30 protein-coding genes are annotated in these 19,168 nt (G+C 49.7%); 5 read left to right on the top strand and 25 right to left on the bottom strand.

The window, feature by feature from the left end:
* Nucleotides 1–47 precede the first annotated feature (47 nt).
* The 25 genes from KQY15_RS03515 to KQY15_RS03630 form a co-directional block, all read right to left on the bottom strand.
* Nucleotides 48–1,067, bottom strand: a complete 1,020-nt coding sequence (locus KQY15_RS03515) for a N4-gp56 family major capsid protein (RefSeq protein ID WP_217667229.1) — start codon at nucleotides 1,065–1,067, stop codon at nucleotides 48–50.
* Nucleotides 1,068–1,069: 2 nt separating this feature from the next.
* The gene (locus KQY15_RS03520; RefSeq protein ID WP_217667231.1) at nucleotides 1,070–1,972 is read right to left on the bottom strand and encodes a hypothetical protein; all 903 of its coding nucleotides are present in this window, start codon (nucleotides 1,970–1,972) and stop codon (nucleotides 1,070–1,072) included.
* 100 nt (nucleotides 1,973–2,072) lie between these two features.
* Nucleotides 2,073–2,246, bottom strand: a complete 174-nt coding sequence (locus KQY15_RS03525) for a hypothetical protein (RefSeq protein ID WP_217667232.1) — start codon at nucleotides 2,244–2,246, stop codon at nucleotides 2,073–2,075.
* Complete coding sequence (locus KQY15_RS03530) at nucleotides 2,243–4,468, bottom strand: hypothetical protein (protein ID WP_217667234.1); 2,226 nt, start codon at nucleotides 4,466–4,468, stop codon at nucleotides 2,243–2,245. The genes KQY15_RS03525 and KQY15_RS03530 overlap by 4 nt, the downstream gene beginning before the upstream one ends.
* Before the next feature lie 5 nt (nucleotides 4,469–4,473).
* A complete protein-coding gene (locus tag KQY15_RS03535) occupies nucleotides 4,474–5,874 on the bottom strand; it encodes a hypothetical protein (RefSeq protein ID WP_217667236.1) in 1,401 nt (466 codons plus the stop codon).
* A gap of 84 nt (nucleotides 5,875–5,958) precedes the next feature.
* The gene (locus KQY15_RS03540) at nucleotides 5,959–6,492 is read right to left on the bottom strand and encodes a terminase small subunit (RefSeq protein ID WP_217667238.1); all 534 of its coding nucleotides are present in this window, start codon (nucleotides 6,490–6,492) and stop codon (nucleotides 5,959–5,961) included.
* Nucleotides 6,492–6,806: a phage holin family protein gene (locus KQY15_RS03545; RefSeq protein ID WP_217667240.1), complete on the bottom strand. Its 315-nt coding sequence runs from the start codon at nucleotides 6,804–6,806 to the stop codon at nucleotides 6,492–6,494. The genes KQY15_RS03540 and KQY15_RS03545 overlap by 1 nt, the downstream gene beginning before the upstream one ends.
* A gap of 7 nt (nucleotides 6,807–6,813) precedes the next feature.
* A complete protein-coding gene (lysC, locus tag KQY15_RS19325) occupies nucleotides 6,814–7,059 on the bottom strand; it encodes an Rz1-like lysis system protein LysC (protein WP_443627105.1) in 246 nt (81 codons plus the stop codon).
* On the bottom strand, nucleotides 6,956–7,450 hold the full coding sequence (locus KQY15_RS03550; RefSeq protein WP_217667242.1) for a hypothetical protein: 495 nt from the start codon (nucleotides 7,448–7,450) through the stop codon (nucleotides 6,956–6,958). The genes lysC and KQY15_RS03550 overlap by 104 nt, the downstream gene beginning before the upstream one ends.
* Nucleotides 7,437–7,925: a lysozyme gene (locus tag KQY15_RS03555; protein WP_217667244.1), complete on the bottom strand. Its 489-nt coding sequence runs from the start codon at nucleotides 7,923–7,925 to the stop codon at nucleotides 7,437–7,439. The genes KQY15_RS03550 and KQY15_RS03555 overlap by 14 nt, the downstream gene beginning before the upstream one ends.
* 27 nt (nucleotides 7,926–7,952) lie before the next feature.
* Complete coding sequence (locus KQY15_RS03560; protein ID WP_217667246.1) at nucleotides 7,953–8,309, bottom strand: Gp49 family protein; 357 nt, start codon at nucleotides 8,307–8,309, stop codon at nucleotides 7,953–7,955.
* Nucleotides 8,306–8,734, bottom strand: a complete 429-nt coding sequence (locus KQY15_RS03565) for a crAss001_48 related protein (protein WP_217667248.1) — start codon at nucleotides 8,732–8,734, stop codon at nucleotides 8,306–8,308. The genes KQY15_RS03560 and KQY15_RS03565 overlap by 4 nt, the downstream gene beginning before the upstream one ends.
* A gap of 182 nt (nucleotides 8,735–8,916) precedes the next feature.
* The gene (locus KQY15_RS03570) at nucleotides 8,917–9,312 is read right to left on the bottom strand and encodes a hypothetical protein (RefSeq protein WP_217667250.1); all 396 of its coding nucleotides are present in this window, start codon (nucleotides 9,310–9,312) and stop codon (nucleotides 8,917–8,919) included.
* Nucleotides 9,296–9,628 carry a hypothetical protein gene (locus tag KQY15_RS03575; RefSeq protein WP_217667252.1) on the bottom strand — a complete coding sequence of 111 codons (333 nt, stop codon included), beginning with the start codon at nucleotides 9,626–9,628 and terminating at the stop codon, nucleotides 9,296–9,298. Before KQY15_RS03575 ends, KQY15_RS03570 begins: the two co-directional genes overlap by 17 nt.
* Nucleotides 9,625–10,182: a hypothetical protein gene (locus KQY15_RS03580; RefSeq protein WP_217667254.1), complete on the bottom strand. Its 558-nt coding sequence runs from the start codon at nucleotides 10,180–10,182 to the stop codon at nucleotides 9,625–9,627. The genes KQY15_RS03575 and KQY15_RS03580 overlap by 4 nt, the downstream gene beginning before the upstream one ends.
* 8 nt (nucleotides 10,183–10,190) lie before the next feature.
* On the bottom strand, nucleotides 10,191–10,784 hold the full coding sequence (locus KQY15_RS03585; RefSeq protein ID WP_217667256.1) for a hypothetical protein: 594 nt from the start codon (nucleotides 10,782–10,784) through the stop codon (nucleotides 10,191–10,193).
* A 2-nt stretch (nucleotides 10,785–10,786) separates the two neighbouring features.
* Nucleotides 10,787–11,224 (bottom strand): hypothetical protein, encoded by a 438-nt coding sequence (locus KQY15_RS03590; RefSeq protein WP_217667258.1) that lies wholly within the window; start codon nucleotides 11,222–11,224, stop codon nucleotides 10,787–10,789.
* Nucleotides 11,221–11,835, bottom strand: a complete 615-nt coding sequence (locus KQY15_RS03595) for a hypothetical protein (protein ID WP_217667260.1) — start codon at nucleotides 11,833–11,835, stop codon at nucleotides 11,221–11,223. The genes KQY15_RS03590 and KQY15_RS03595 overlap by 4 nt, the downstream gene beginning before the upstream one ends.
* The gene (locus KQY15_RS03600; protein ID WP_217667262.1) at nucleotides 11,832–12,053 is read right to left on the bottom strand and encodes a hypothetical protein; all 222 of its coding nucleotides are present in this window, start codon (nucleotides 12,051–12,053) and stop codon (nucleotides 11,832–11,834) included. The genes KQY15_RS03595 and KQY15_RS03600 overlap by 4 nt, the downstream gene beginning before the upstream one ends.
* Nucleotides 12,054–12,070: 17 nt before the next feature.
* Entirely contained in the window at nucleotides 12,071–12,370 is a 300-nt protein-coding gene (locus KQY15_RS03605; RefSeq protein WP_217667264.1) for a hypothetical protein, read from the bottom strand.
* Complete coding sequence (locus KQY15_RS03610) at nucleotides 12,367–12,771, bottom strand: hypothetical protein (protein ID WP_217667266.1); 405 nt, start codon at nucleotides 12,769–12,771, stop codon at nucleotides 12,367–12,369. The genes KQY15_RS03605 and KQY15_RS03610 overlap by 4 nt, the downstream gene beginning before the upstream one ends.
* Before the next feature lie 91 nt (nucleotides 12,772–12,862).
* The gene (locus KQY15_RS03615) at nucleotides 12,863–13,480 is read right to left on the bottom strand and encodes a replication protein P (protein ID WP_217667267.1); all 618 of its coding nucleotides are present in this window, start codon (nucleotides 13,478–13,480) and stop codon (nucleotides 12,863–12,865) included.
* A complete protein-coding gene (locus KQY15_RS03620) occupies nucleotides 13,452–14,390 on the bottom strand; it encodes a hypothetical protein (RefSeq protein ID WP_217667269.1) in 939 nt (312 codons plus the stop codon). Before KQY15_RS03620 ends, KQY15_RS03615 begins: the two co-directional genes overlap by 29 nt.
* Before the next feature lie 710 nt (nucleotides 14,391–15,100).
* Nucleotides 15,101–15,604 (bottom strand): phage regulatory CII family protein, encoded by a 504-nt coding sequence (locus KQY15_RS03625; RefSeq protein WP_217667271.1) that lies wholly within the window; start codon nucleotides 15,602–15,604, stop codon nucleotides 15,101–15,103.
* An 11-nt stretch (nucleotides 15,605–15,615) separates the two neighbouring features.
* The gene (locus tag KQY15_RS03630; RefSeq protein ID WP_217667273.1) at nucleotides 15,616–15,810 is read right to left on the bottom strand and encodes a Cro/CI family transcriptional regulator; all 195 of its coding nucleotides are present in this window, start codon (nucleotides 15,808–15,810) and stop codon (nucleotides 15,616–15,618) included.
* 83 nt (nucleotides 15,811–15,893) lie between these two features.
* Here KQY15_RS03630 and KQY15_RS03635 point away from each other — a divergent pair, with 83 nt between their 5' ends.
* The 5 genes from KQY15_RS03635 to KQY15_RS03655 all read left to right on the top strand — a co-directional run bounded on the left by KQY15_RS03635 (nucleotide 15,894) and on the right by KQY15_RS03655 (nucleotide 19,157).
* Nucleotides 15,894–16,544 carry a LexA family protein gene (locus tag KQY15_RS03635; RefSeq protein ID WP_217667275.1) on the top strand — a complete coding sequence of 217 codons (651 nt, stop codon included), beginning with the start codon at nucleotides 15,894–15,896 and terminating at the stop codon, nucleotides 16,542–16,544.
* A 9-nt stretch (nucleotides 16,545–16,553) separates the two neighbouring features.
* Complete coding sequence (locus KQY15_RS03640) at nucleotides 16,554–16,943, top strand: hypothetical protein (protein ID WP_217667277.1); 390 nt, start codon at nucleotides 16,554–16,556, stop codon at nucleotides 16,941–16,943.
* 146 nt (nucleotides 16,944–17,089) lie between these two features.
* A complete protein-coding gene (locus KQY15_RS03645) occupies nucleotides 17,090–17,473 on the top strand; it encodes a hypothetical protein (RefSeq protein ID WP_217667279.1) in 384 nt (127 codons plus the stop codon).
* Nucleotides 17,470–18,081, top strand: a complete 612-nt coding sequence (locus KQY15_RS03650; RefSeq protein ID WP_217667281.1) for a hypothetical protein — start codon at nucleotides 17,470–17,472, stop codon at nucleotides 18,079–18,081. Before KQY15_RS03645 ends, KQY15_RS03650 begins: the two co-directional genes overlap by 4 nt.
* Complete coding sequence (locus KQY15_RS03655; protein ID WP_217667283.1) at nucleotides 18,078–19,157, top strand: PD-(D/E)XK nuclease-like domain-containing protein; 1,080 nt, start codon at nucleotides 18,078–18,080, stop codon at nucleotides 19,155–19,157. Before KQY15_RS03650 ends, KQY15_RS03655 begins: the two co-directional genes overlap by 4 nt.
* The last annotated feature ends 11 nt before the right edge of the window (nucleotides 19,158–19,168 follow it).

Raw genomic sequence — 19,168 nt, forward strand, 5'->3', positions numbered from 1 at the left:
AAAAAAGGGCTGCTAAGTGCAGCCCTTAAGGGGTTAACGATTACTGCTTAAGGGTTTTGCGGTGCGGCCACTTCGGCACGAACCATCCATAAGTCGTTCAGGATCAGCGCATCGAAGTAACACTTCCAACCCACTGAACCACGCTGGCCTAACGGGTCGCTCTGCGTAGGCTTAGGGTTAACCACGGTAGGCTTAATCGCGCCACCGTAAGCTTTGGTACCCTTAAGTGCTACTAAGCCGTAAGCTTCTTCTGCCAGGTAAATAACCGGGTAAACGTCAGCAGCAGTGCCAGTAGTTGACATTGCTTCGTCCGCTGCACCAGTAGTACCTTTTGCGCCACCAGCATCAGCGAATGGCAGAGCCCATGGCGTACAGATGTAACGAACATCATCAACCGAGCCCAGTTCTTCATCACACAGCGCCTGGCGTGAACCGTACTTGGCAACCGGTACAAAGCCTTCCATCTTACGAATGGATGGCGCGCAGTCGGTATGACAAATTGCAATGTAGGCCGCTTCAATTGGCGAGGTGCCAATCATGGTTGAGCCTGACAGCATGCTGCGCATTTTCTTACCCTTGTTGCGGTGCAACGTCCGGGTAACTTTCTGCTGCAAGCCTTTCGTTAAAAAGGTATTTACAGCAGCACGGCTGGCGCCGTTTGCAAAAATTACGCTGGTACCGGCGATAACTTTACCGTAGGTAACCTGCTCGATGGTTTGCGCTGCCTGCTCAGACGCTGCGATCAGCATGTCTTTGCCAACTGGGTTATCGTGCAAATCTAACAGCACGTCAGTTGATGGCATGAAATCACCGTACTGTTTCAGCACAGATGAAACGTTTTCATAACGGAAGTCGGTACCGGTTGGGGTAACGCCCTCAGTCATTGGGGTAGTTGCCAGTGGCAATGGAATGATGCGCCGGAATTTCAGCGTATCAGACTCGTTCTTACCCATACCGGCATGCTTGCCGAATTTATTCCACACCAGGATAGGTGCGGCATGTTTTAACGCAGTCATTTCGGCTTTTACGCCAGCAGCGACTGATATATCACCATATTTGTTAGACATAGCTAACTCCTTTCACTTGCACTCAAGCGGTTAAATAGTTCGACTGGATCAGTGTCATCGGTAATGGCAGACGCAGACGCTCGCCCCGTGCCTTTGCGCGGGGTCGTAACGTGGTCTGACAGGTTATTTCGCGCTGACTGAGGCTTGGTTACGCCCTTGTCGCGCTTGAATTGCGTTAGCACATAGGCTGCATCATCAGCGTTGTCACTGGCCGCGATGGCCTGTAACTGTGCAGGTTGTTTCTTCACCCAGTTCGAAAACTCGGGATCCGCAACAATATCCATAAAATCCGGGTGAGCTTGCTGTAAGCGCCCGTATTCCTGTTGTTTAGCCTCAAGCTGCTGCTGCTCTTGCATGCGCTCCTGCTGCTGCTGGTAGCTTTCCTGCAATGGCGTCAGCTGCTTGGTAAACTCGCTTTTAACTTGCTCTACGTGGTGACGCAGAAAGTCGGCAATCTCCGGAAACTCCTGCTCAACCTCGGCAAACGATTTGCCTTTAAGGTCGTCAGCACTCGGAACGCCGTCTTGTTTTTCGCCACCGTTTTGCTTTTCACGTTCAGCGAGTGCCTTTTGCAGTTCCTCAGTCTTGCGATTTAACGCTGCAACTCTGCCTGCATTGGCCCGGTGATCTGATTCAAGCTTTTGGTGACTTTGTTGGAGCTGGTGATACTGTTGGCGAAGTGGTTCAGGTGCTGAGGCCCAAGGGTCGGCGTCCGGCTTTTCCTCGTCCTGCTCGTCCTGTTCTTCGTCATCATCCGTGCCAGTGTCGTCCTGCTCTTGATCCAGCTGTTTATCATCCCGCTCGGAGTCCTGTTCGGAGTCCTCGCTATCGGTTAACTGATTAAACAAGCTGACCGCATCATCTTCGTTGCCGTCGATGTTGTGGGTTTCGTTATCAATGCTCATGGGTTTCTCTCTGATTGAGTGCGATTAAATCGCAGTCATAAAAAAACCCACGGCAATGCGTGGGTTCTGGTTTCCGGTCCGTGCTATGCACCGAGCGGGGTTACTCTTTTTTGGCCAGTTCATGCGGGAAGCGATCAAGCACTTCATCGATAAACTTAATAACGGACCTGACGCCGTGATCCTCTTTCTGAATAAGGAGGTCGATATTATCCTGGCGCTCTTTCTTAAGTAGTTCAGCAACGACTGACCAGGTGTAGCTATGCGGGTGGCTCATTGTGCTAACCCATCATTAGCCCGGTAGTTGCCGGTATTCTTTTTCAGCTGCAGTTCAGCGATGAATTGGGTTTGTTCTTTCTCGATATTCATCTGCACTTTGCGCAGTTCAGTGATCAGCTTTTCGTTACCCAGCTTGCCGTTCTGTTCCAGCTTCATCAGTTCAATGCGCTCTTTGCTTGCAGAGGTCATTAATTCAGATTGCATTTGCTGCAGTTTCATCTGCCGGTTAGCTTCGGCCTCCTGTGCGTCCTGCTGGGCTTTACGCTCAAACATTTCGCGGTCAAATTCCTGCTTAGCCTGCAGCTGTTGCTGGCGCAGCTGCTCAACCATAATGGCTGGGTCTTGTGGCTGCTCCTGCTCTGCCTGCTGTTTCTGATACTGCTGTAATTCTTCATCAGTCGGCACCAAGTCAGCCGGCAAGCCTTGCAGCTTCACCCACTGGCGCAGGTTGTTAATGGCTTTAATCTGGATAACGGGCGCGAACACCGGGTTACTGCCGGCCATCTGCAGGTAATTGGTAAGCGCGACTGCCTGAGTCTCGCGCACTAACAGCGAACTGGTACCGCGGGCATCTACCTGGTAATCGCCTTTAATATCTTCGTCCTGGCCGTATTCCATATTCCATGCGTAGAAATCTTTAATCATCGGGCTGGTAACATCATCATCCCATGCCTTAACCTGACGGCGGCGTACAGCATTGGCCGCATTCATCAGCATAGACATGCCGCCCAGCGTTGGTGAAGCCTGGCCCTGCTCGCCTTGGTTCAGCATTGGCAGGCCTGATACTTCGTCCATCATTACCCGTGACATTTCGTAAATCGCCTGCAGCTCTGGCAGATGGCTGTTGAACTCAACGGCGTTAAACACCTTGCGAATATCATCAGTCTCTTTAACTACGTGCCATTGCTTGAACGGCGTGATAACAGAGTCGTTATCTGCAGGCCGGATATATTTCGGGTTATAAACAATCTGCGGGCCAGCGGTAATGGCGCCATTATCGAGGATCATGCGCCAGGTGCTGTTAACCACCCGCTGCGTATCACGAACAATGCGGGGCAAGCCAAAGCCAAAGATGCAGCTATCGTCCGGCTCCCAGTTCCATACCCGGTAAGGTAAGTAACCCTCATAGCGCATCATGTGCAGCTTTGCGCCAAGCACAATGCCGCCACAGTAGAACACCATGCCGATCACTTCTTCATCGGCCATCTTTTCGAGGTAAGCGGCTTTTTCTTCTTCGTCTTTTGGCAGGTCAACGGCTTCCAGATCCAGCAACACCTGGAACTTAATCGGGCCGTGATATTCCCACGTTTCATAGCGGGTATCGTTCAACGTGTCAGATAAGCCGGCCATGGTACGCACATCATCCATGTAGCTGCTGGTATGCTGCGTGCCTTGTGGTGTCATGCGCAACACTTTCTTAATCTGTTCTTCACTAAAGCCGCGGCGTGATACCAGATCGCGCACTTGCGCCTTACTCATGTGCCGGCGTTCAAACACAAATTCAGCTTCTTCAATGCAACTGGCTGACATATCCGGGTAGAAATCCCAAGGGCGCACCACTTCAACGGCTGGTGTAACACTGTCTTTCAGGGTCATTACCCAGGCATCACCTTGTTTGGTGAATGCCTTATCCTGCTTACCAATAACGACCGGGCCTTTCAGAATGCCGGTGCCGGTTACGCAGCCGTCATGGATGGCCATACGTGCAACTGCATTGTACTGGCATTCGACAAGCTGATCTTCAATCTCATCTTCCATTTTACCGCAGCGTTCTTTGATTATTTCCAGTTCACGCGCAGCCAACTGGCCTTGAGTAATCGGGTTACCCTCATCATCTTCGTACTGCTCGCCATCAATAACAGCCGGGGTTTCATCATCTAGCTGGGTTGAAAGCTCTGGCACTGGTGTAGGGTCAATGCCCCAGTTCTTATCATCATTGGGGAATAGCAGGTCGACTAACTGCGCCTCGGCAGCATTGGTCTTAGCCCGGGTCAAATTGATAAAAGGCCGGGCCCGCTTCGCTTCCTTAAGCGCAGTTTCTTCTTCCGGCGAATACTGGCCATGATAGTTGCGTAAGTCCTGCACCATCTGGTTGTCAATGCAGCCGCGGTCCGTCATAACCTCTGCAAGTTTGTGTTCCAAATCAACAGCCAACATATCCAGCTTGCTGTCGCTGTCATAGGTGTGGCCGTAGTCTTTTGGTTCAACTGTCACTTTCATTCGGTTTAATATCCTGTTACGGAGTCTGCAACGACTGTTTGTTTGTAAGCTGACGCATCGATGTGCTGATCTCGCCAGCTGTAATTAATCTCGCCCTGGGCGCCCTGGCAGAGATACTGCAGCGCATCATGCGGGTGGCTGTAACTGTTCTTGTCAGCGGCCTCTGAATACTTCTCACCACTGACATTGAGCCGCCTGAACTGATAACCGCCGTTAAATCCTTTTTTCAGCACATGACAATCCGCACCAAGCTCGAAAGCCGGGTGTCCGTCTATGTCGTTATCAAGGAACCAGCCAACACTTTCCCACCGCCTTAGCGGGGTATTGGTTGCTGTTGGGTATGCAGTTAAGTTGTACTCATCATTGAGAATGCCAAGCGGGCTGTTCTCATCATTGCCGCTCTTGGCAGTACCTGATGGATCGCCGTAAGCCTCAATGTCTTTAATCGGAAACTTCTTAAAATCCTTTTTCAAGGATGGCATCACAATTTCATCCATGAACTTGCGAATACCCATCCCGGTAGCGATAAGCTCTTTAACTACCCGCAGCTTGCCGTTTGGCATCAGCTGGCCAATGATGCAAGCCGGCGTTCGGCCAAAGTCAAAGCCCAGCATCAACCGGCCAAAGCTCGGTATAGCGGCCAGTGGGTATTTTGAAACGTGCTTTACATCATCCCAGTTTTCTTCATATATCGGCTTGCCGGTACTGACACTGCCGTATTCGTTCGCTAAGTTGACCTTGATCCACGAATCTTTTTTAGACGGCACCTGCCTGATGTAGTAACGCTTTCTCAGGTTGTGCAGGTTCTCTGCGTTCGGGTTTTCCACCCATTCATGGCCACCGCCTGGCAGCTTCTTCCTGATCACGCCACCAGGCTGCCTGAAGAACTTCCAGCCTTTTGGCTTTAGTTCCTCAGCAAATTGATAGTACCAATGGTCAGTATCTGGCGCGTTGGTGTCGCCTATCATACCCGACCAGCTACAGTTATCCGGGTAACGACCATGCCGGCCGTCACACATATCGATTACTTCTTTGCTTAGCTCTTTAACTTCGTTGAGCCAGAAGCCGGTGATCTGCGTACCGCGCATTTTGTTCGCATCGTCTGGCCTATCCAGAGCGATGAACATCATTTCAGATTTAACGGTTGTGCCATCAGGCAACCTGAAATGCAAGTAGTGTGTTGGTAGCGGGCTCTTAACAAACTTTCCAAGCCGTACCTTTTCGTTGTGCAGTAACTCGCACCAGTCTTTAATCGTCGAGCTGAACAGCTGGTTGTAGGTGTTGCGCACGGCAACCCATCTGCTAGCCCTGACGCCAAACTTGTCCGGCTCCTGCTCACACATCTGGTCAAAGACGCGCTGAACAGAACCGGTTGTCTTACCGGAGCCAAGTGGCCCCATAATCATGCAAACTTCTTCGCGTGACTCTATGTAGTCCTGGAGTACCTGCCCCTGAGGTGAGAAACGAAAGCTGTATTTGATTGACACACTCTACTCGTCGTCCCGTGTCTTTTTGCCGGTACGGTCGATTTCAACCAGCGGAACCTCGCTAACCTCAACCTTGTCAGTCCACATCTTCAGATGCTTACCCAGCAACTCAAGGTTATCTTTCTTGCTGGTCAGTTTTACCTTTGTAAGCTTATGGTCAATGCCATTTTCATCAGTGCGGGTGGTGATATCCAAACCACCAAGGCAAGCTGCGCTGTCATCGTCCAGCTGTGTAATATCCTTAAGCGAGCCATCAGCATTAAAGAACTTGCGCGGATCCATAAACGCCATCTTGGCGACTTCTTTCAGTACCCGCTCAACCGTGATATCTAACTCTTCGCACTTATCAACTATGCGCTCATCTATCCATGCCTTAATGTGGGGCTTTTGCGATAGTTTGCAGCCTTGGTCTTTGGCACTCTTTGCGCTATATCCTGCACGAATAGCGGCTGCAGTCTTATTCTGATCAACCAGGTATTCGTGTACGAACAGCTTTTCTTTATCTGTCCAGTTATCGTATGGCTTAAGTTCTGCCATTAATCGCCACTCGCATCATCTGGCGGGCTGTAGGGCTCAACATGCTCCAGCCTTATTCGCTCCATGCGGGCAACGTGGTGTTCGTGCTCCCTCTCGTTCTGTGCTGCTCTGAACTCAGCATCAAGCCTTGCTAACGCCTGACGGTGGATTTCTTCACGCAGCTCTTTGCGGTGCTGATACCACCAGTTAATACAAAACGTGAGGGCAGCAAAGAACGCTGCGACATAAACCATGATCCATTCAGATGAAAGTAAACCGCCCAGGCCAATAGTGCCCTGAGTTGCATAGCTAATTATTGATGTTGTCTTGTCCATAACTGCCTTACTTATCTGGTGGTTCATTGTTCTGGCCCTCGCTGATTCCGCTGGCCCATTGTTCAATTAAGTTAATCTGACTATTACAACGCTGCAGTAACGACTCGAGCCAGTTGCTGTAATCGATACCGTCAGCGTTTGTAGCGACTTTAAAAGCGGTGGTTGGCAGACAGCTGCGCAGTAAGTCTGCCGGTGGGCTCAGGTAAACCACTTCGGTTACCGTCACCGTCCGGGTTTCGACTTTGGGTTGCATACTTGAGCAAGCGCACAGCATCAGCAGGCACAAGAGTATTAGCCCATTCTTTAACATGATCATTGCTCGATACCCTCAGTTCATCGACTTTGGCATTTAGCTGATGCAGCTCGGTTCGTAATCGAGCCTCATTCTCTGCAGCCTTTGCACGTACTGCGGCCACCAACTCACGCTCAGCCAGCAGTTGCTTGGTTGTGGCGTTGGCGGTTTCAACCGCACCAGCCAGGCTAGTAACCTCGGCCTGCTTTGTGGCAACGACAGCATGCAAGCCGGTTACCTGTGCAGTAAGTAGTTCGGTATCAGTCTTGGCGCTATGCAACTGCACCGCCATTACCGAAAACGCAACCATTAAGGCTGCGCCTATTGCGAGTAAGATTTTACTTTTGAACATGGATTGCTCCCTGTAGACATAGATCGCGCTCATTGGCGCGGCGTGTTATCAAGCCGGGCAACTTAATGCCTTTTGCAAATACCCAGCGTGATAATTCGTTGCAGGCTTCAACCCTGAACCCGGCGTTAAGATGGCGCAGTAAGGTGCTACTGCGGAAGTTACCACTGCCCACGTTGTAGTGGAATGATAGATAAGCTGCATGCTCTTGCTCTGACAGCGGCACCCGCACAGCAGCAAGCAGCTGGTCGTTGTGCTTAACCAGATCATCAGCCAGTAGTCTCAGACATTCATCGTCTGACATTTTCTGGCCTGGCCGAAGTGTCGGACTGACGTGACCAAAGCAAGCCGTCAGGATGCCTACCGGGTCGTAATACGTACCAGGCACATAGCCCTCATGTACTGCAATCGTGCCGCCAGTTAATGCCAGTGCGGCCGCAAGGCCCATAGCTGACAGTTTGGCGGCTACGTTTTTCAATTACTGATTAGCCAACTTGCTGCGCAGTTAGTAGCCCATAAGCGGCCACACTTTGGCAATGGCATTCTGCCGGGCTATCTTGCGGCCCAGTTCAGCGTCAAAGTTTTCTGGTGAAGCGCAGGCGCTTTCGCCGGTAACAGTGAAGCCGTTGCGTAAGACCAGCACGCAGAAAGTAAGAAGTTTTAAAGCTTCTGGTACCGCCCTGGATGCGCAGCAATTTAAAGCGCCAGTCGCAAAGGCGGCATCTTCAAGGCTTTTCGCGTCACCTTGTGCAGCAGTGAAATAATGCTCGCTGGCAATGTTCGCTTCTAAATCGGCAGGAGTAATGCGCGGAGCAGTTAAGCCCTTATCCTGAATTTCTTGCTCAATCTGGTTATCGTTCATTGATTAGCTCCCAGCCGGCTATTCAGAATGGCCAGGTAAGTCTGCATTGCATCAGATTGCTTGCGAAGCAGGCTTTGCTGATCAAATGAAAGCGATGTAAAAGCATCACCACCAATGAAGTTATTGAGCTTATTGAGTCTGTCAGCCAACTCTGCCCGCTCACCAGCAACGCGAACCATATGCGCAGGCTGTTCGCTTACATCACCAATCGGGATATAAGCCTTTTCAAACTGTTCAGCAGGCGACCAGCTAACATAACCAGCATAGTGCTCTGTGTTTGGCTTACCGCCATCAAGGTACTCAACCAGGTAGCCAGCATCATCGCCATTTTCATCTTCCGGCAGCTTCCAGCCGCGCAATTCGTTATATGCCAGCCGGGTCATTGCTACTGCGTTGATTAATTTAGTGCCGATATATGTGCTCATAATCCACCAATAAAAAAGCCCCGGCTGAATAAACAGACCGGGGCGAAAGTTTGAACCCGGAGAGGGTTCTGACCGTGCGCTTAAGGTGTCGTTAATAACCACTGGGGTTAAAAACAAAAACCCGCAAGATGCGGGTTTGGTTGGCTCTGAGCAGATTTGTCCAGAGTTAGTGCAAGAATAAGCTATTGGTTGCTTTTGTCAAGTCCAGACAAATCTATCTCGCACGCAATATGCAGCTGATATTTTATTTCAACGTGCATGTTTACTGAGTGTCCATTGTTAGCTGTTGTTACTTTTTGCGGAAAGAATGTAATCAGGTCGACGCCATCAACGCTGAATGTTTCTGTGCGCTTATCAGGATGAGCGTCAGCGGCAACCTTGCATTCGCAGCGGCCCTCCAACTCACTCAGTTCCCAATTGGTCCTGCCAAGGTGGGCTGATATAACCTGCTTAATAATTTCATCTTTCATGCGCTGGGTGTCCTTGGCCATCTGCTTTACTGTATTGCCGGCTATGTCGCTCATATCGCAGTTGGCTAAGGCGTCTCTTTCGACTTTAAAGTCATGCATTTTGAACATAAGTATTTTCCTGCTGTAGGGTAAAGCACTGCCGCAAGCACTTGGCCAGAAAGCTTAGCCGTGGTGCTGCATAACTGAAGTAGGAAACTGTATCGTTTGGCAACAATATTCCTGCAATACCACTGCCAATATCTGGCGCTTCGTCAATAAACACTTCGGTATAGTTATGGCCGACTATCTTCCCGCTATCATCACAAGAAGCTAACCCGTGACCAAATTTAATCATCTGATCAACCATTTTGTGCTGCCAAGAAATATCCACCAGCCGAAGGTGTTCAGCTATCGACTGTGGAAAGCTTTTGCCGTATTGGCTCATTGCTTATTCCTCATCCACCAGGTTATTGCCTCCAATTGCTCCAAGCTTAACTCCCCCTCAATAATCAGTGGCGGCTTATGGTTGTCATTAAATTCATACCAGTCAGAAACTAAGACTATCCGACCATCAGGTGTAATGGCATCACCCAGTATCTCCCGCGCCCTGGCTTCATCCATCACCACACCTTTAGTCATCGGATGATTAATATCAGCGATAAGCTGCATGATGTGATCATCGCCGTTAATATCCTGCATACCGTAATCGCCTGTTCTTTCGCCGTAGTAATACGCAGCTTCCAGCAATGGTTTCACGTTGTCGGCGTTAACCACTGGGATAACGATCGGCTCAGGGAAAGCCTTGGCATAAGCAGCCTTAAGCAAATCATCCTGCAGTCGGTTATTCTCTCTAGCAAGAATCACAACCATTTGCGCCAGCTTCTGTTGATGGCCCCAGCCATAAGCTTTTGCGCAATCCAGCAATCTATTCACGAAAATATTGCTATGCCTAAGTTCTTCATCAATTATGCGTAGCAGTTCTTCTGTATTCGGGTTCATGTAGTCCATCAATCCACCCCACTCCAGTTGCCATCAATGCGGCGCAGTAATTCTTTAGCGTAGCGTGACGCATCGCCTGCCGCGTAGTTTAGTTCGTTAACTGCATCGCGGTAAATTAAGTAGTACGCCTTGAACCAGTCCACCTGTTTCATTCTGTCATAAGACTCAAGAGGCTTCATAATAGTCTTATGTAGATTGGCTGAAGTTCTGACAATGCGGCCTATTCCGTCACACGGTTTACATTCGTTATACCTGCTTTGCAGCTTACTAAATAAATGGCCATTGCCTTTGCACTTCTTGCAGATATTCGTATCGCACGCCTCGCTAACCGCCTGCTCAGCCATTGATGCAGCCAAACCATCCGACACTCCATCATACTGCATAAAACCAGTTGTCAGGGCTCTGACTAACTTTTTCCGAATCGCCATATCCAGAGCAATGCGAACCTCAAGCACAAAGCTGCCGATCATGTGCTTATGCTGCACCTGGCCGATGATGTTTAGTATGTCGTCCAGCGTTAGCGGCTTAGCGCCTTTGGGTGTTTGTTCAGCGTTAAGGCTTTTCGGACACTGCCGGCTGTATAGTCTCTCGATACTGATCATGCCTACCCCCAAAGTGCTATTAATGCAGCATCCCGCTGGTCTTGATTACTCCGGCCAGTCCAGCCGGTTACTTTATTGAAATAGGCTGCATCGTCTTTCGCCTGGCGCTTAAGCGGTCCCTTAAGTGGCGTGACCATCTTCACCGTGTAGCCAGCAGCAATCAGTAGTTCCTGCACATGATGCGCTGTGGCCTGGCACTTCCCAACTGACATGGCAATTGCGATACTGACGCCTTTGTTTTTATTAGCCCGGCTGGCAAACAGTCCTTTGTTCGCCTCCGGATTCTCCAGCTTGATAACCACCTCGCCCGGCTTACCAACTGCCTGAATGGTAGAGATCAAGTCTGGAAGTTTGACGCTCTGCAATTTGAGAATTCCTTTAGCCTCAACAACAGCTAAACCGCTCGCTATCATGTCAGGATCAATGCCTATGGTTATCATTCTGACTCCCTAACCCCTTTAGCTATCATCATCGCCGCCTGCAGCAGATGCCCGCGCTTGCTATCGGTAACACTGATGGCGTTCTGTAAGTGGTTAATGGCTTGCAACAGCTCCCAGTCGAGCGAGGTGACTGGCTGGCGGTGCTTTTCCTCACCGTATGCGTCAGATGCCATAATGGTTACAACTTGGCGCTGGGTTTCAGCCTGTTCGAGTGCTGTTATTGCAGCGTGCTGCTGGATAACATCATCAAGTATGTCGTCCGCAACAAGGACTCTTGTGCATGGAGTTGCATTCTTCATTGCTCTTAGCGCGTGGTTTATCCTCTGCTGACGTTCATCTTGCCGCTTAGCATGCCGCTTTTGCGACTCGGCTTGCATGGCTTCGGCTTTTTTCAGCATGGATTGCCGTAGTTTTTTTATCTGCTCTGCTGTCAAGCCCTCAAGCTGCGCTTTGAATGCAGCAACATCAGGGTGATGGCGTATTGATCGCTCATATTGGATAGCTGCAATGGTTCTTTCATCTGCGGTTTTAACCTGCTGCTCTAAATCGGCAATGTACCGCCGCACTTCTGCCGGGCAACCACGGATCAATGCTGGGTTAGGTTTATTCATTTGCCACTCCGCTCAATTGCTATCCGTTGACGGTTTGGGCCTGTTGCATCAGCACAAAACTGTTTCAGATACGCTTCTCCACCAATACTTTCCATCACGCCAAGGCTGAGTGCTGCAACAGCGGCAGAGAAGTGCAGTAATTCGGCGTTCGTATCAAACTGCCGGCTGGCAGCCTCCATGAACCTTGCGGCCGCTTCGTGGATTTCTTCGTTGGTCATAATCTTCTCCGGGTTATCTACCCGCCAAAACGGGCTGTTTGTTTTTTGAATGAGTTAATTAGCCGGCCCCAGGTGCTTTCACTGATATCAGCAAACCGCTTTGCATTGGCTGGGGTTGGCTTAAACGATCCGCGCCAGTGGTTTAACCGGTCACGATAAAGCTTCGACTTGGCTTCATCCATGGCACGTAAAGCCTTTTCAATATCCGTGCGCAGCACTCGGCCAGCCAGTGCAAGCCACAGCCAGTAGCAAACCTCAGTGTCGATGGCTGCGAGCTGGCGCTGTTCGTCTGTTAGCTGGCACAAGTTGTAATTCATTGCTCACCACACCCGCGGCCTGTTTTGCCAGCGTCACGGTCGTCAACAAAATCTTTCCATGGAACAAAGCCTTTAGGGCAATGAAAACCCCAGCTTCGAATAACTGGCCCTGTGATAAACAGCGTCCACACCGGACCTTCAACAACTTCAAGCCGGTGAGCTAACTTCGCTGAACGAAGTAACGGAATAAACCGCAGCGGGTAACGGATCCGGTTATGCAGAACCTCACGCAGCTTGCCTTTCAGTAAAACGCTAAGCGACCACCAAGGATGATCGTGTAAGGCTCTGTCATCGTCATTGCGCATTATCTTGTGCAGATAGATATTGAAATACCTGTTGCGCGGTATCAGCCACCAGCGGTGCATGTAGTTATCGCCAATTACAAAATCCGGCTTTCTCATTGTGCAAACTCCGTTAAATTTAAAACGCGCTCTGAACACCCCTGCTGCGCTATCTCAACCCGACCCTGTGCCATCGCATTACCCAGCATGGTTAAGCCTTACCCTGTGAGCGCTGGGCAGCTAATTTTGCAATCCGACACGTAGGCTCAACCGGATTCTTCAAATACTCCGGCAAGTCTGGTTTTGTATGGTCAGCCAAACATGCCCTTGCCTCTGGCAATTGCTCGCCTGCTGCTATGCGCTTAGCCCAGCTGTCGTACTCGCTTTTGATTGCTTTCTCGAATTCGATGCTGGTCAGCTGGTAAATCATGGCGCCCTTACGCTCATTGATTAGCCGGCTTAACTCATGGCTGAATTGATACTGCGTGTTGTAACGCTCAACACCGCGGCGCTGGATGATTTCAAACATAACGTCTTGCAGCGATGGTAGGTTTGCGGTCAAGGCTGTTTTGCAAAGCTCAGCGAATGCCTGCGGGTTCAGAATGAATGCCGATGCACCTGCGCGTTTTTTCAGCTGCTCAATGCCGGCATAAAACCCTTTTCGCGTTACCCCCTCGATAACCATGCGCTCAGCGAACTGGCCTAACACCGCCTGAATATTCACCGGGTTGTTGCAGTGTTGCGCTGCAAATATCGGGTAATACAACGTCAGCACTGGCAGCAATTCAGCTGTCAATTTCTCAGTGACTTCCGCTACCCGAAGCTGCAATTCTTTCTGCTGCCTCTCGAGCAAGTCGCATGGCGAGCTGGGTGTTGTTTTCAGGTCTTGCTGCTCGGCCACCAGTGTTAGATTTTTTGTTAGATTTCGCATAATTGACTTTCTCCCGCTGGCACCAGGTTCGCCAGGCGTTTAACCAATCAGATTGAGTTTTCAGGGTGTTAGCGTTGGCCTTGTAACATCGGAACAAGTCGAAAATATCGCCAATGTCGTCATCGCTGTAGTCGCTGTTGATGCCAGTGGTTCTGGCCAGCCGTAGGTGCTGCTCGTCAAACGCCAATTGTTCACCAGTGCAGGAGTTATCTGCTGGGTTGTGGGAGTTATCCACGGTGCTTGGTTGGCCGGATTTATCGGCAGGTGGTGAATTTTGTTCTTGCGCGTTAGAGAGAGCTATATCTTGTTCTTGCTCTTGTTCTTGCTCTTGGCTTCGATGGGGCTTGGAAGCCCCTTGCAAGCCCCTTACATTTTGGGTGTCACAATTTCGCTTTACCGTCATACAAAAGGCAGTTGCGTATTTATCGTAAAACGCTGATAAGAAAGGGTTTGTAGGTAGTGCGTTATACTCATTTTGCACACCGGCACAACGCTTATCAGCAGGCTTTAACGCATCAGCAATCTGGTACCGGGCCATTTCAGGCACCCATACCATTTCAGAGTCATCGTCATACTGGCAAAACCCTGCTTCAATGGCACTTAGAAGCCCCTTACAAGCCCCATCCATTGACAAGCCTGTTTCATGCGCAATAAACATTTTTGGCAAATAATAGAGCCCCAACATATTGGAATGAGGGCTACTGATTAGATACATGGCAACAACTTGGCATTCAGGGCCACGCTTGCGCAATTCCTTGCCGGTGCGCCCTATCCAGAACTGTGGACCTATCTTTGCGTAGTCACGCATTATTAACCCCTGCGCCTTTGATTCTTATCGAAGTCATCCCGGCAATCGGTATCGCAAAAGCGCGCATCTGCCGGGGCCTTTTCGCTGCACCAGTGGCAATAGCCTGTGACTTCCAAAGTCGGATGCCGGTGCTTAAGCTGCAGGCTTAGGTGCAGTTCGTTTTCCTGCTGGGCTCTGTCTAGTTGGTCCATTACTACCTCGTTGTTGTTGGGTGCAGTGGCCGGACGTTACCCCGGCGATGTGTTCTGACTTCACCAGCACCGATGCGCTGTAGAGCGGTCAAAAGGCCACCTTCCTGCCTTAAGTCTCGGGCTAATCTTTATTGGCTCCCGGACGCCTAGCGTGTCTCCGATTATCCACGCCGCACTGCATAAATTGTCTGAGCTGTCACGCTACGGCTTTAACGCCAGTTGATAACTGCGATTGTTCAGCTCATTGGCGTTGGTGTTTGTTGCGGATTACCTTACCGCCTTGGTCTTTCGCTAACTCTGCATGCGAGCGCTGGGGCATGACTCAAACACCAACCCAATAAACTGATTAAACTGCCCAATCCCTGGGCCTTATGTTTAATCGCCGCGGCTGCGGCTACTGCCTTAACGCTGTCTCTCCAGCAGTCCGGTACCACATGCAGTCAATTTTTTATGGAGGCGACCACATCAGCACCTGCCGGTGTTACTACCGCCACTTGCCGGCTTGGCGGTGACTTAAAATCAAAACTCACGCTCGCCCCAATCGCGCACTTGCGCTTTCAGTTCTGCATCTAACTGCAGCAGCTGTTCAATCGCGCTTAAGGTGGCTTTGTTTATGCTGGAATAGTCGGCTTCGGTGATTACACCGTCAGCACGGGCTTTCTTGATGGCGCCGGCTAATTCGCCCTGAGTGCTTTGCACGGTCAGCAGAACATCTGAGAATTCATCATCGGTCAGGCCGGTGGTTGGCAGTGAAACTAAGGCTTTACCCCGACTGGTCGCCCAAGCTTTCAGGATCCGCTCGTCATTGGTTAGCTCGGTGATGGCAACAGCTTCAATCAGGTGTAAGTTGTGCTGCTCATAGGCATCATCGTTATTAAGCTTTGCAGCCAGGGTCTTTTTGTTTTTCCCCATCAGCTTTGCCAGCTCAGTCAGGTTATGATCATCCGTCAGGCTTGCAGCTGCAGCCATCGGACACTGAGAAACCTTACTCGGTTGGCGCAGGTTAGCTCTGGATAAATCCATTACAGTTATCCTCAAGCTGCATTAGCTGGTTTTTGGTAAAGCGATTCATTAAAGCGCAATTTGCCTTTGGTCATTCGCTCTAACTGGTAAGCACGGACCTTTGGGACTAGATCGACCCAAAGAGACACAGACGCTGGTGTAATACCCAGTGCCTTTGCGGTTGCGCTTGTTCCACCGAAGTGGTCTAAAACAGTTTGTTTTTTCATAATGTCGCCTTAAGATTTCTTAAATTCTGGCTGTCGATTTAGGTTTTCTTAAAAGAATAACCGAAAGGAAACGGAAGTCAAGTATGTTTAAGATCTCCTACATGGAAAAAGAAAATATCAGTCACAGAATCAAGCAACTCAGAACGAGACTTGGTTACAATCAAGAGCAGCTTGGAAAAGCTGTTGGGGTGAGTCATGTCACTATTTCGCAATGGGAGAGTGAAGCCACCACCCCAAAAGCTAAATACTTGACATCGCTCAGCAAATCATTAAAGGTTAGTCTGGAGTACCTATTACATGGTATTGATAAAAACGTAGAGCAAGGACCAGACTTGCGTGGAACTGTTCCGCTCATTTCATGGATCCAGGCCGGGAAGTGGTTAGAAACGGAAGTCAGAGAAATGGCAGGCGATTATCAGCAGTACGCAACAACAGCCAATGTAGGGCCGAGGGGATTTGCGCTAAGAGTGCTTGGCGATAGCATGACAAGCTTCACTGGAGGAAAGACTATACCAGAGGGATCTATAGTCGTGGTTGACCCTGACATTGCAGTAACGTCAGGCAAGGTCGTAGTGGCCAGGCTTGATGGTAGTGGTGAAAGCACTCTTAAACAGTACATAGAAGATGGCGGGCAGAAATACTTAAAACCTTTCAATCCGACATATCCTATTATGCAAGTAAACGGAAACTGCACCATCATCGGGGTGGTCAGACAGGTAATACAGGAATTTTAAGGCGGCAGGATGCAGATCAAAGACAGTGATTTAAACGGTAAGCATGTAATTGGCGCATTGGTTGTTTCACTGTTCGCGTTTTTCATGTTTACGCCTAATGAGATATACCAGGCTGGTGATAACGGTGCGTTCGCGTTTGGCGGCGTGTTTGCAGTCTCTTTGGTTGCGCTTATTCCGCTGGGTTTTGCGTCTTACTTTAAAATAAAATACCAGAAAGCGGTTTATATCGCCTCGCTGGCTATTATCACAACGGTTAGCATCCTGGGGCAGAACGGCGTTTCATTAAACCTGGGCCCACAAACATTTGAGCAGTGCATGCTTAAAGAAATGAAAGGCCAGCCACATAACATGACGCCGCTTGTTGCCCGAGAATGCAGGCGAAGATTCCCCGCAAACTAAATCCAGCCCGGTTCTCCGGGCTTTTTAACATCCGAAATTAGAGCAAATGCTCTATATATTCTTTAAGTTTTCCTAAATATTTCTTGCATCAGCTTTTAAGTTATCCTACATTTGCGTTTAAGAAAACGGAAATAACGGGAACTACAATGAACCTCGCATTCAATTCAAACCACACTACACCGTTCGATATGGACGATGTGATTTACACCTTTGTTGAACCTAAGCACGTTCGTGAAAAGGTCCAGCGCGAGTTTAAAATGATAATGCGTCTGCGCATGGCCGTTTACCTGTCGGTTCTAACCAGTTCTGACGATGAAATTCTTGACGATGCTCGGGTCCGCTTGCGGTTAGATGAGTTACTCGAGTTATTACGCAAGAAAATTCCCAGCATGACTTTCGTTAGTGGTTACATCATCAAAGCAGGCCAGCTTATCCCGGGCGTTTACCTGAAGGTTAACCATTCGGCGACTGATGCAGTTCTTTATCGAGAGCAGGCAGACAACGTTGTTTATATGGAGGCTTCAGCATGAAAACGCTTGTGTTTGGTATAGGGGTAAATGATGCCGGTTACCCGGTAAGACCAAAGATTAACGGCAAAAAAGTTATGTGCTCATTTTATATGGTTTGGGCAAATATGCTTAAACGTTGCTACTGCGCTTCTTACCAGAAAAAAAACCTGACTTACAAAGGCTGCTCAGTTTCAAAAGACTGGCTTAGCTTTGCATGCTTTAAATCTTGGATGGAGCAGCAGGACTGGCAAGGCAAGCAACTGGACAAAGATATTTTAGTGCCCGGTAATAAAATTTATTCACCACATTCATGCGTTTTTGTTGATGGCCATATAAATAAGTTTGTTTTAGACAGAGCCGCAAGTAGAGGTGATTGGCCTGTGGGGGTTCATTTTTTCAAACGAGATAATAACTTTCAGTCTTACTGTAAAAACCCAGTTACTGGTAAATGCGAGCACCTTGGTTACTTCATTTGTCCTGATGAAGCCCACGCCGCCTGGCGCCGGCGCAAGCATGAGTTCGCCTGCCAGCTTGCTAATACCCAATCCGATCCTCGTGTTGCGAACGCCTTACGTGAAAGATTTGCGCTAATTCAAAAGAGCAGCCAATTAATGGGAGTCGCAGCATGAGCACGGCCCAGCAAATAGCCGAATACGAGCAGCGCATCAGCCAGGCTTATGAAGCGGCCCAGCGTGCCAGTGGCCGGGCTTACGGTGAGGAAATGGCTTATGTAAGCCAGATGCGTTCACGCCTTGCCGCAATGAAAGCCGAGCTCGAAGCGCAGAACGATGATAACCCGTTTGCTTTGCTTGCTGATGATGAAGCCAGTAACGAAGTTGACTGGGATTGGCACGACAACGAAAAAATCATTGAACGTGAATGCGGCCGCATTGTTGGCCCAGGCATTTACTACGACTTAAGCAACGAAGAATACCACTCCGGCCCCGGGATCAGTAAATCCGGACTGGACTACATTGCGCATAACCCTAGCTTTTTACCCTGGAGCAAGCGCGCCCCGGTTGATGTTGAAAAGCTGGACGCTATGGACATGGGTACCGCCCTGCACTGTGCGCTGCTTGAACCTGACGAGTTTGAAAAGCGCTTTATCATCATGCCGGATTACAACCTGCGCACGACTAAAGGCCAGGCCAGCCGTGACAGCTTTGTCAGTGAAGCTGCTGGCGAGGGCAAAACCATTTTGGCTGCCGCCGATCATCGCTGCCTTAAGTTGATGAAAGAAAGCGTGATGGCGCACCCGGTTGCCCGCATGATTTTTGAAGCTGAGGGCCAGAACGAATCCAGCATTTACTGGAATGATAAAGAAACTGGCGAACTGTGCCGTTGCCGGCCTGACCGCAAGATCATCATTAACGACATTCATACCCTGGTTGATGTGAAGAAGTGCGCCGACATGAGCCGCTTTGCCCGCCACGTTGAGGAATTCCGCTACCACGTTCAGGACGCCATGTACCGCGATGGCTATGAAAACCTGACCGGCATTAAGCCTGATTTCTGGTTTTTAGTCGTTGACTGCAACGTCAGTGCCGGCCGCTATCAGGTTGATGTTGTGGATCTGGATGCCGAGTGGCAGCAAGCCGGCTATGACCTGTACCGCCGTGATTTAGAAACCTATCACCAGTGCCGCCGTGAAGATGACTGGCTGCACATAAACACATTAAGCCGCCCACGCTGGGCTAATAAGTAAACCCGGAGAAC

The organism is Arsukibacterium indicum, from assembly GCF_019100565.1.
GTDB classification, from domain to species: Bacteria; Pseudomonadota; Gammaproteobacteria; order Enterobacterales; family Alteromonadaceae; genus Alishewanella; species Alishewanella indicum.

Bases quoted from the DNA above. Each gene is read 5' to 3' on its own strand.
- KQY15_RS03515 (WP_217667229.1), bottom strand. From the start codon at position 1,067: ATGTCTAACAAATATGGTGATATATCAGTCGCTGCTGGCGTAAAAGCC.
- KQY15_RS03520 (WP_217667231.1), bottom strand. From the start codon at position 1,972: ATGAGCATTGATAACGAAACCCACAACATCGACGGCAACGAAGATGAT.
- KQY15_RS03525 (WP_217667232.1), bottom strand. From the start codon at position 2,246: ATGAGCCACCCGCATAGCTACACCTGGTCAGTCGTTGCTGAACTACTT.
- KQY15_RS03530 (WP_217667234.1), bottom strand. From the start codon at position 4,468: ATGAAAGTGACAGTTGAACCAAAAGACTACGGCCACACCTATGACAGC.
- KQY15_RS03535 (WP_217667236.1), bottom strand. From the start codon at position 5,874: ATGATTATGGGGCCACTTGGCTCCGGTAAGACAACCGGTTCTGTTCAG.
- KQY15_RS03540 (WP_217667238.1), bottom strand. From the start codon at position 6,492: ATGGCAGAACTTAAGCCATACGATAACTGGACAGATAAAGAAAAGCTG.
- KQY15_RS03545 (WP_217667240.1), bottom strand. From the start codon at position 6,806: ATGGACAAGACAACATCAATAATTAGCTATGCAACTCAGGGCACTATT.
- lysC (WP_443627105.1), bottom strand. From the start codon at position 7,059: ATGCAACCCAAAGTCGAAACCCGGACGGTGACGGTAACCGAAGTGGTT.
- KQY15_RS03550 (WP_217667242.1), bottom strand. From the start codon at position 7,450: ATGTTCAAAAGTAAAATCTTACTCGCAATAGGCGCAGCCTTAATGGTT.
- KQY15_RS03560 (WP_217667246.1), bottom strand. From the start codon at position 8,309: ATGAACGATAACCAGATTGAGCAAGAAATTCAGGATAAGGGCTTAACT.
- KQY15_RS03565 (WP_217667248.1), bottom strand. From the start codon at position 8,734: ATGAGCACATATATCGGCACTAAATTAATCAACGCAGTAGCAATGACC.
- KQY15_RS03570 (WP_217667250.1), bottom strand. From the start codon at position 9,312: ATGTTCAAAATGCATGACTTTAAAGTCGAAAGAGACGCCTTAGCCAAC.
- KQY15_RS03575 (WP_217667252.1), bottom strand. From the start codon at position 9,628: ATGAGCCAATACGGCAAAAGCTTTCCACAGTCGATAGCTGAACACCTT.
- KQY15_RS03580 (WP_217667254.1), bottom strand. From the start codon at position 10,182: ATGAACCCGAATACAGAAGAACTGCTACGCATAATTGATGAAGAACTT.
- KQY15_RS03585 (WP_217667256.1), bottom strand. From the start codon at position 10,784: ATGATCAGTATCGAGAGACTATACAGCCGGCAGTGTCCGAAAAGCCTT.
- KQY15_RS03590 (WP_217667258.1), bottom strand. From the start codon at position 11,224: ATGATAACCATAGGCATTGATCCTGACATGATAGCGAGCGGTTTAGCT.
- KQY15_RS03595 (WP_217667260.1), bottom strand. From the start codon at position 11,835: ATGAATAAACCTAACCCAGCATTGATCCGTGGTTGCCCGGCAGAAGTG.
- KQY15_RS03600 (WP_217667262.1), bottom strand. From the start codon at position 12,053: ATGACCAACGAAGAAATCCACGAAGCGGCCGCAAGGTTCATGGAGGCT.
- KQY15_RS03605 (WP_217667264.1), bottom strand. From the start codon at position 12,370: ATGAATTACAACTTGTGCCAGCTAACAGACGAACAGCGCCAGCTCGCA.
- KQY15_RS03610 (WP_217667266.1), bottom strand. From the start codon at position 12,771: ATGAGAAAGCCGGATTTTGTAATTGGCGATAACTACATGCACCGCTGG.
- KQY15_RS03620 (WP_217667269.1), bottom strand. From the start codon at position 14,390: ATGCGTGACTACGCAAAGATAGGTCCACAGTTCTGGATAGGGCGCACC.
- KQY15_RS03625 (WP_217667271.1), bottom strand. From the start codon at position 15,604: ATGGATTTATCCAGAGCTAACCTGCGCCAACCGAGTAAGGTTTCTCAG.
- KQY15_RS03630 (WP_217667273.1), bottom strand. From the start codon at position 15,810: ATGAAAAAACAAACTGTTTTAGACCACTTCGGTGGAACAAGCGCAACC.
- KQY15_RS03635 (WP_217667275.1), top strand. From the start codon at position 15,894: ATGTTTAAGATCTCCTACATGGAAAAAGAAAATATCAGTCACAGAATC.
- KQY15_RS03640 (WP_217667277.1), top strand. From the start codon at position 16,554: ATGCAGATCAAAGACAGTGATTTAAACGGTAAGCATGTAATTGGCGCA.
- KQY15_RS03645 (WP_217667279.1), top strand. From the start codon at position 17,090: ATGAACCTCGCATTCAATTCAAACCACACTACACCGTTCGATATGGAC.
- KQY15_RS03650 (WP_217667281.1), top strand. From the start codon at position 17,470: ATGAAAACGCTTGTGTTTGGTATAGGGGTAAATGATGCCGGTTACCCG.
- KQY15_RS03655 (WP_217667283.1), top strand. From the start codon at position 18,078: ATGAGCACGGCCCAGCAAATAGCCGAATACGAGCAGCGCATCAGCCAG.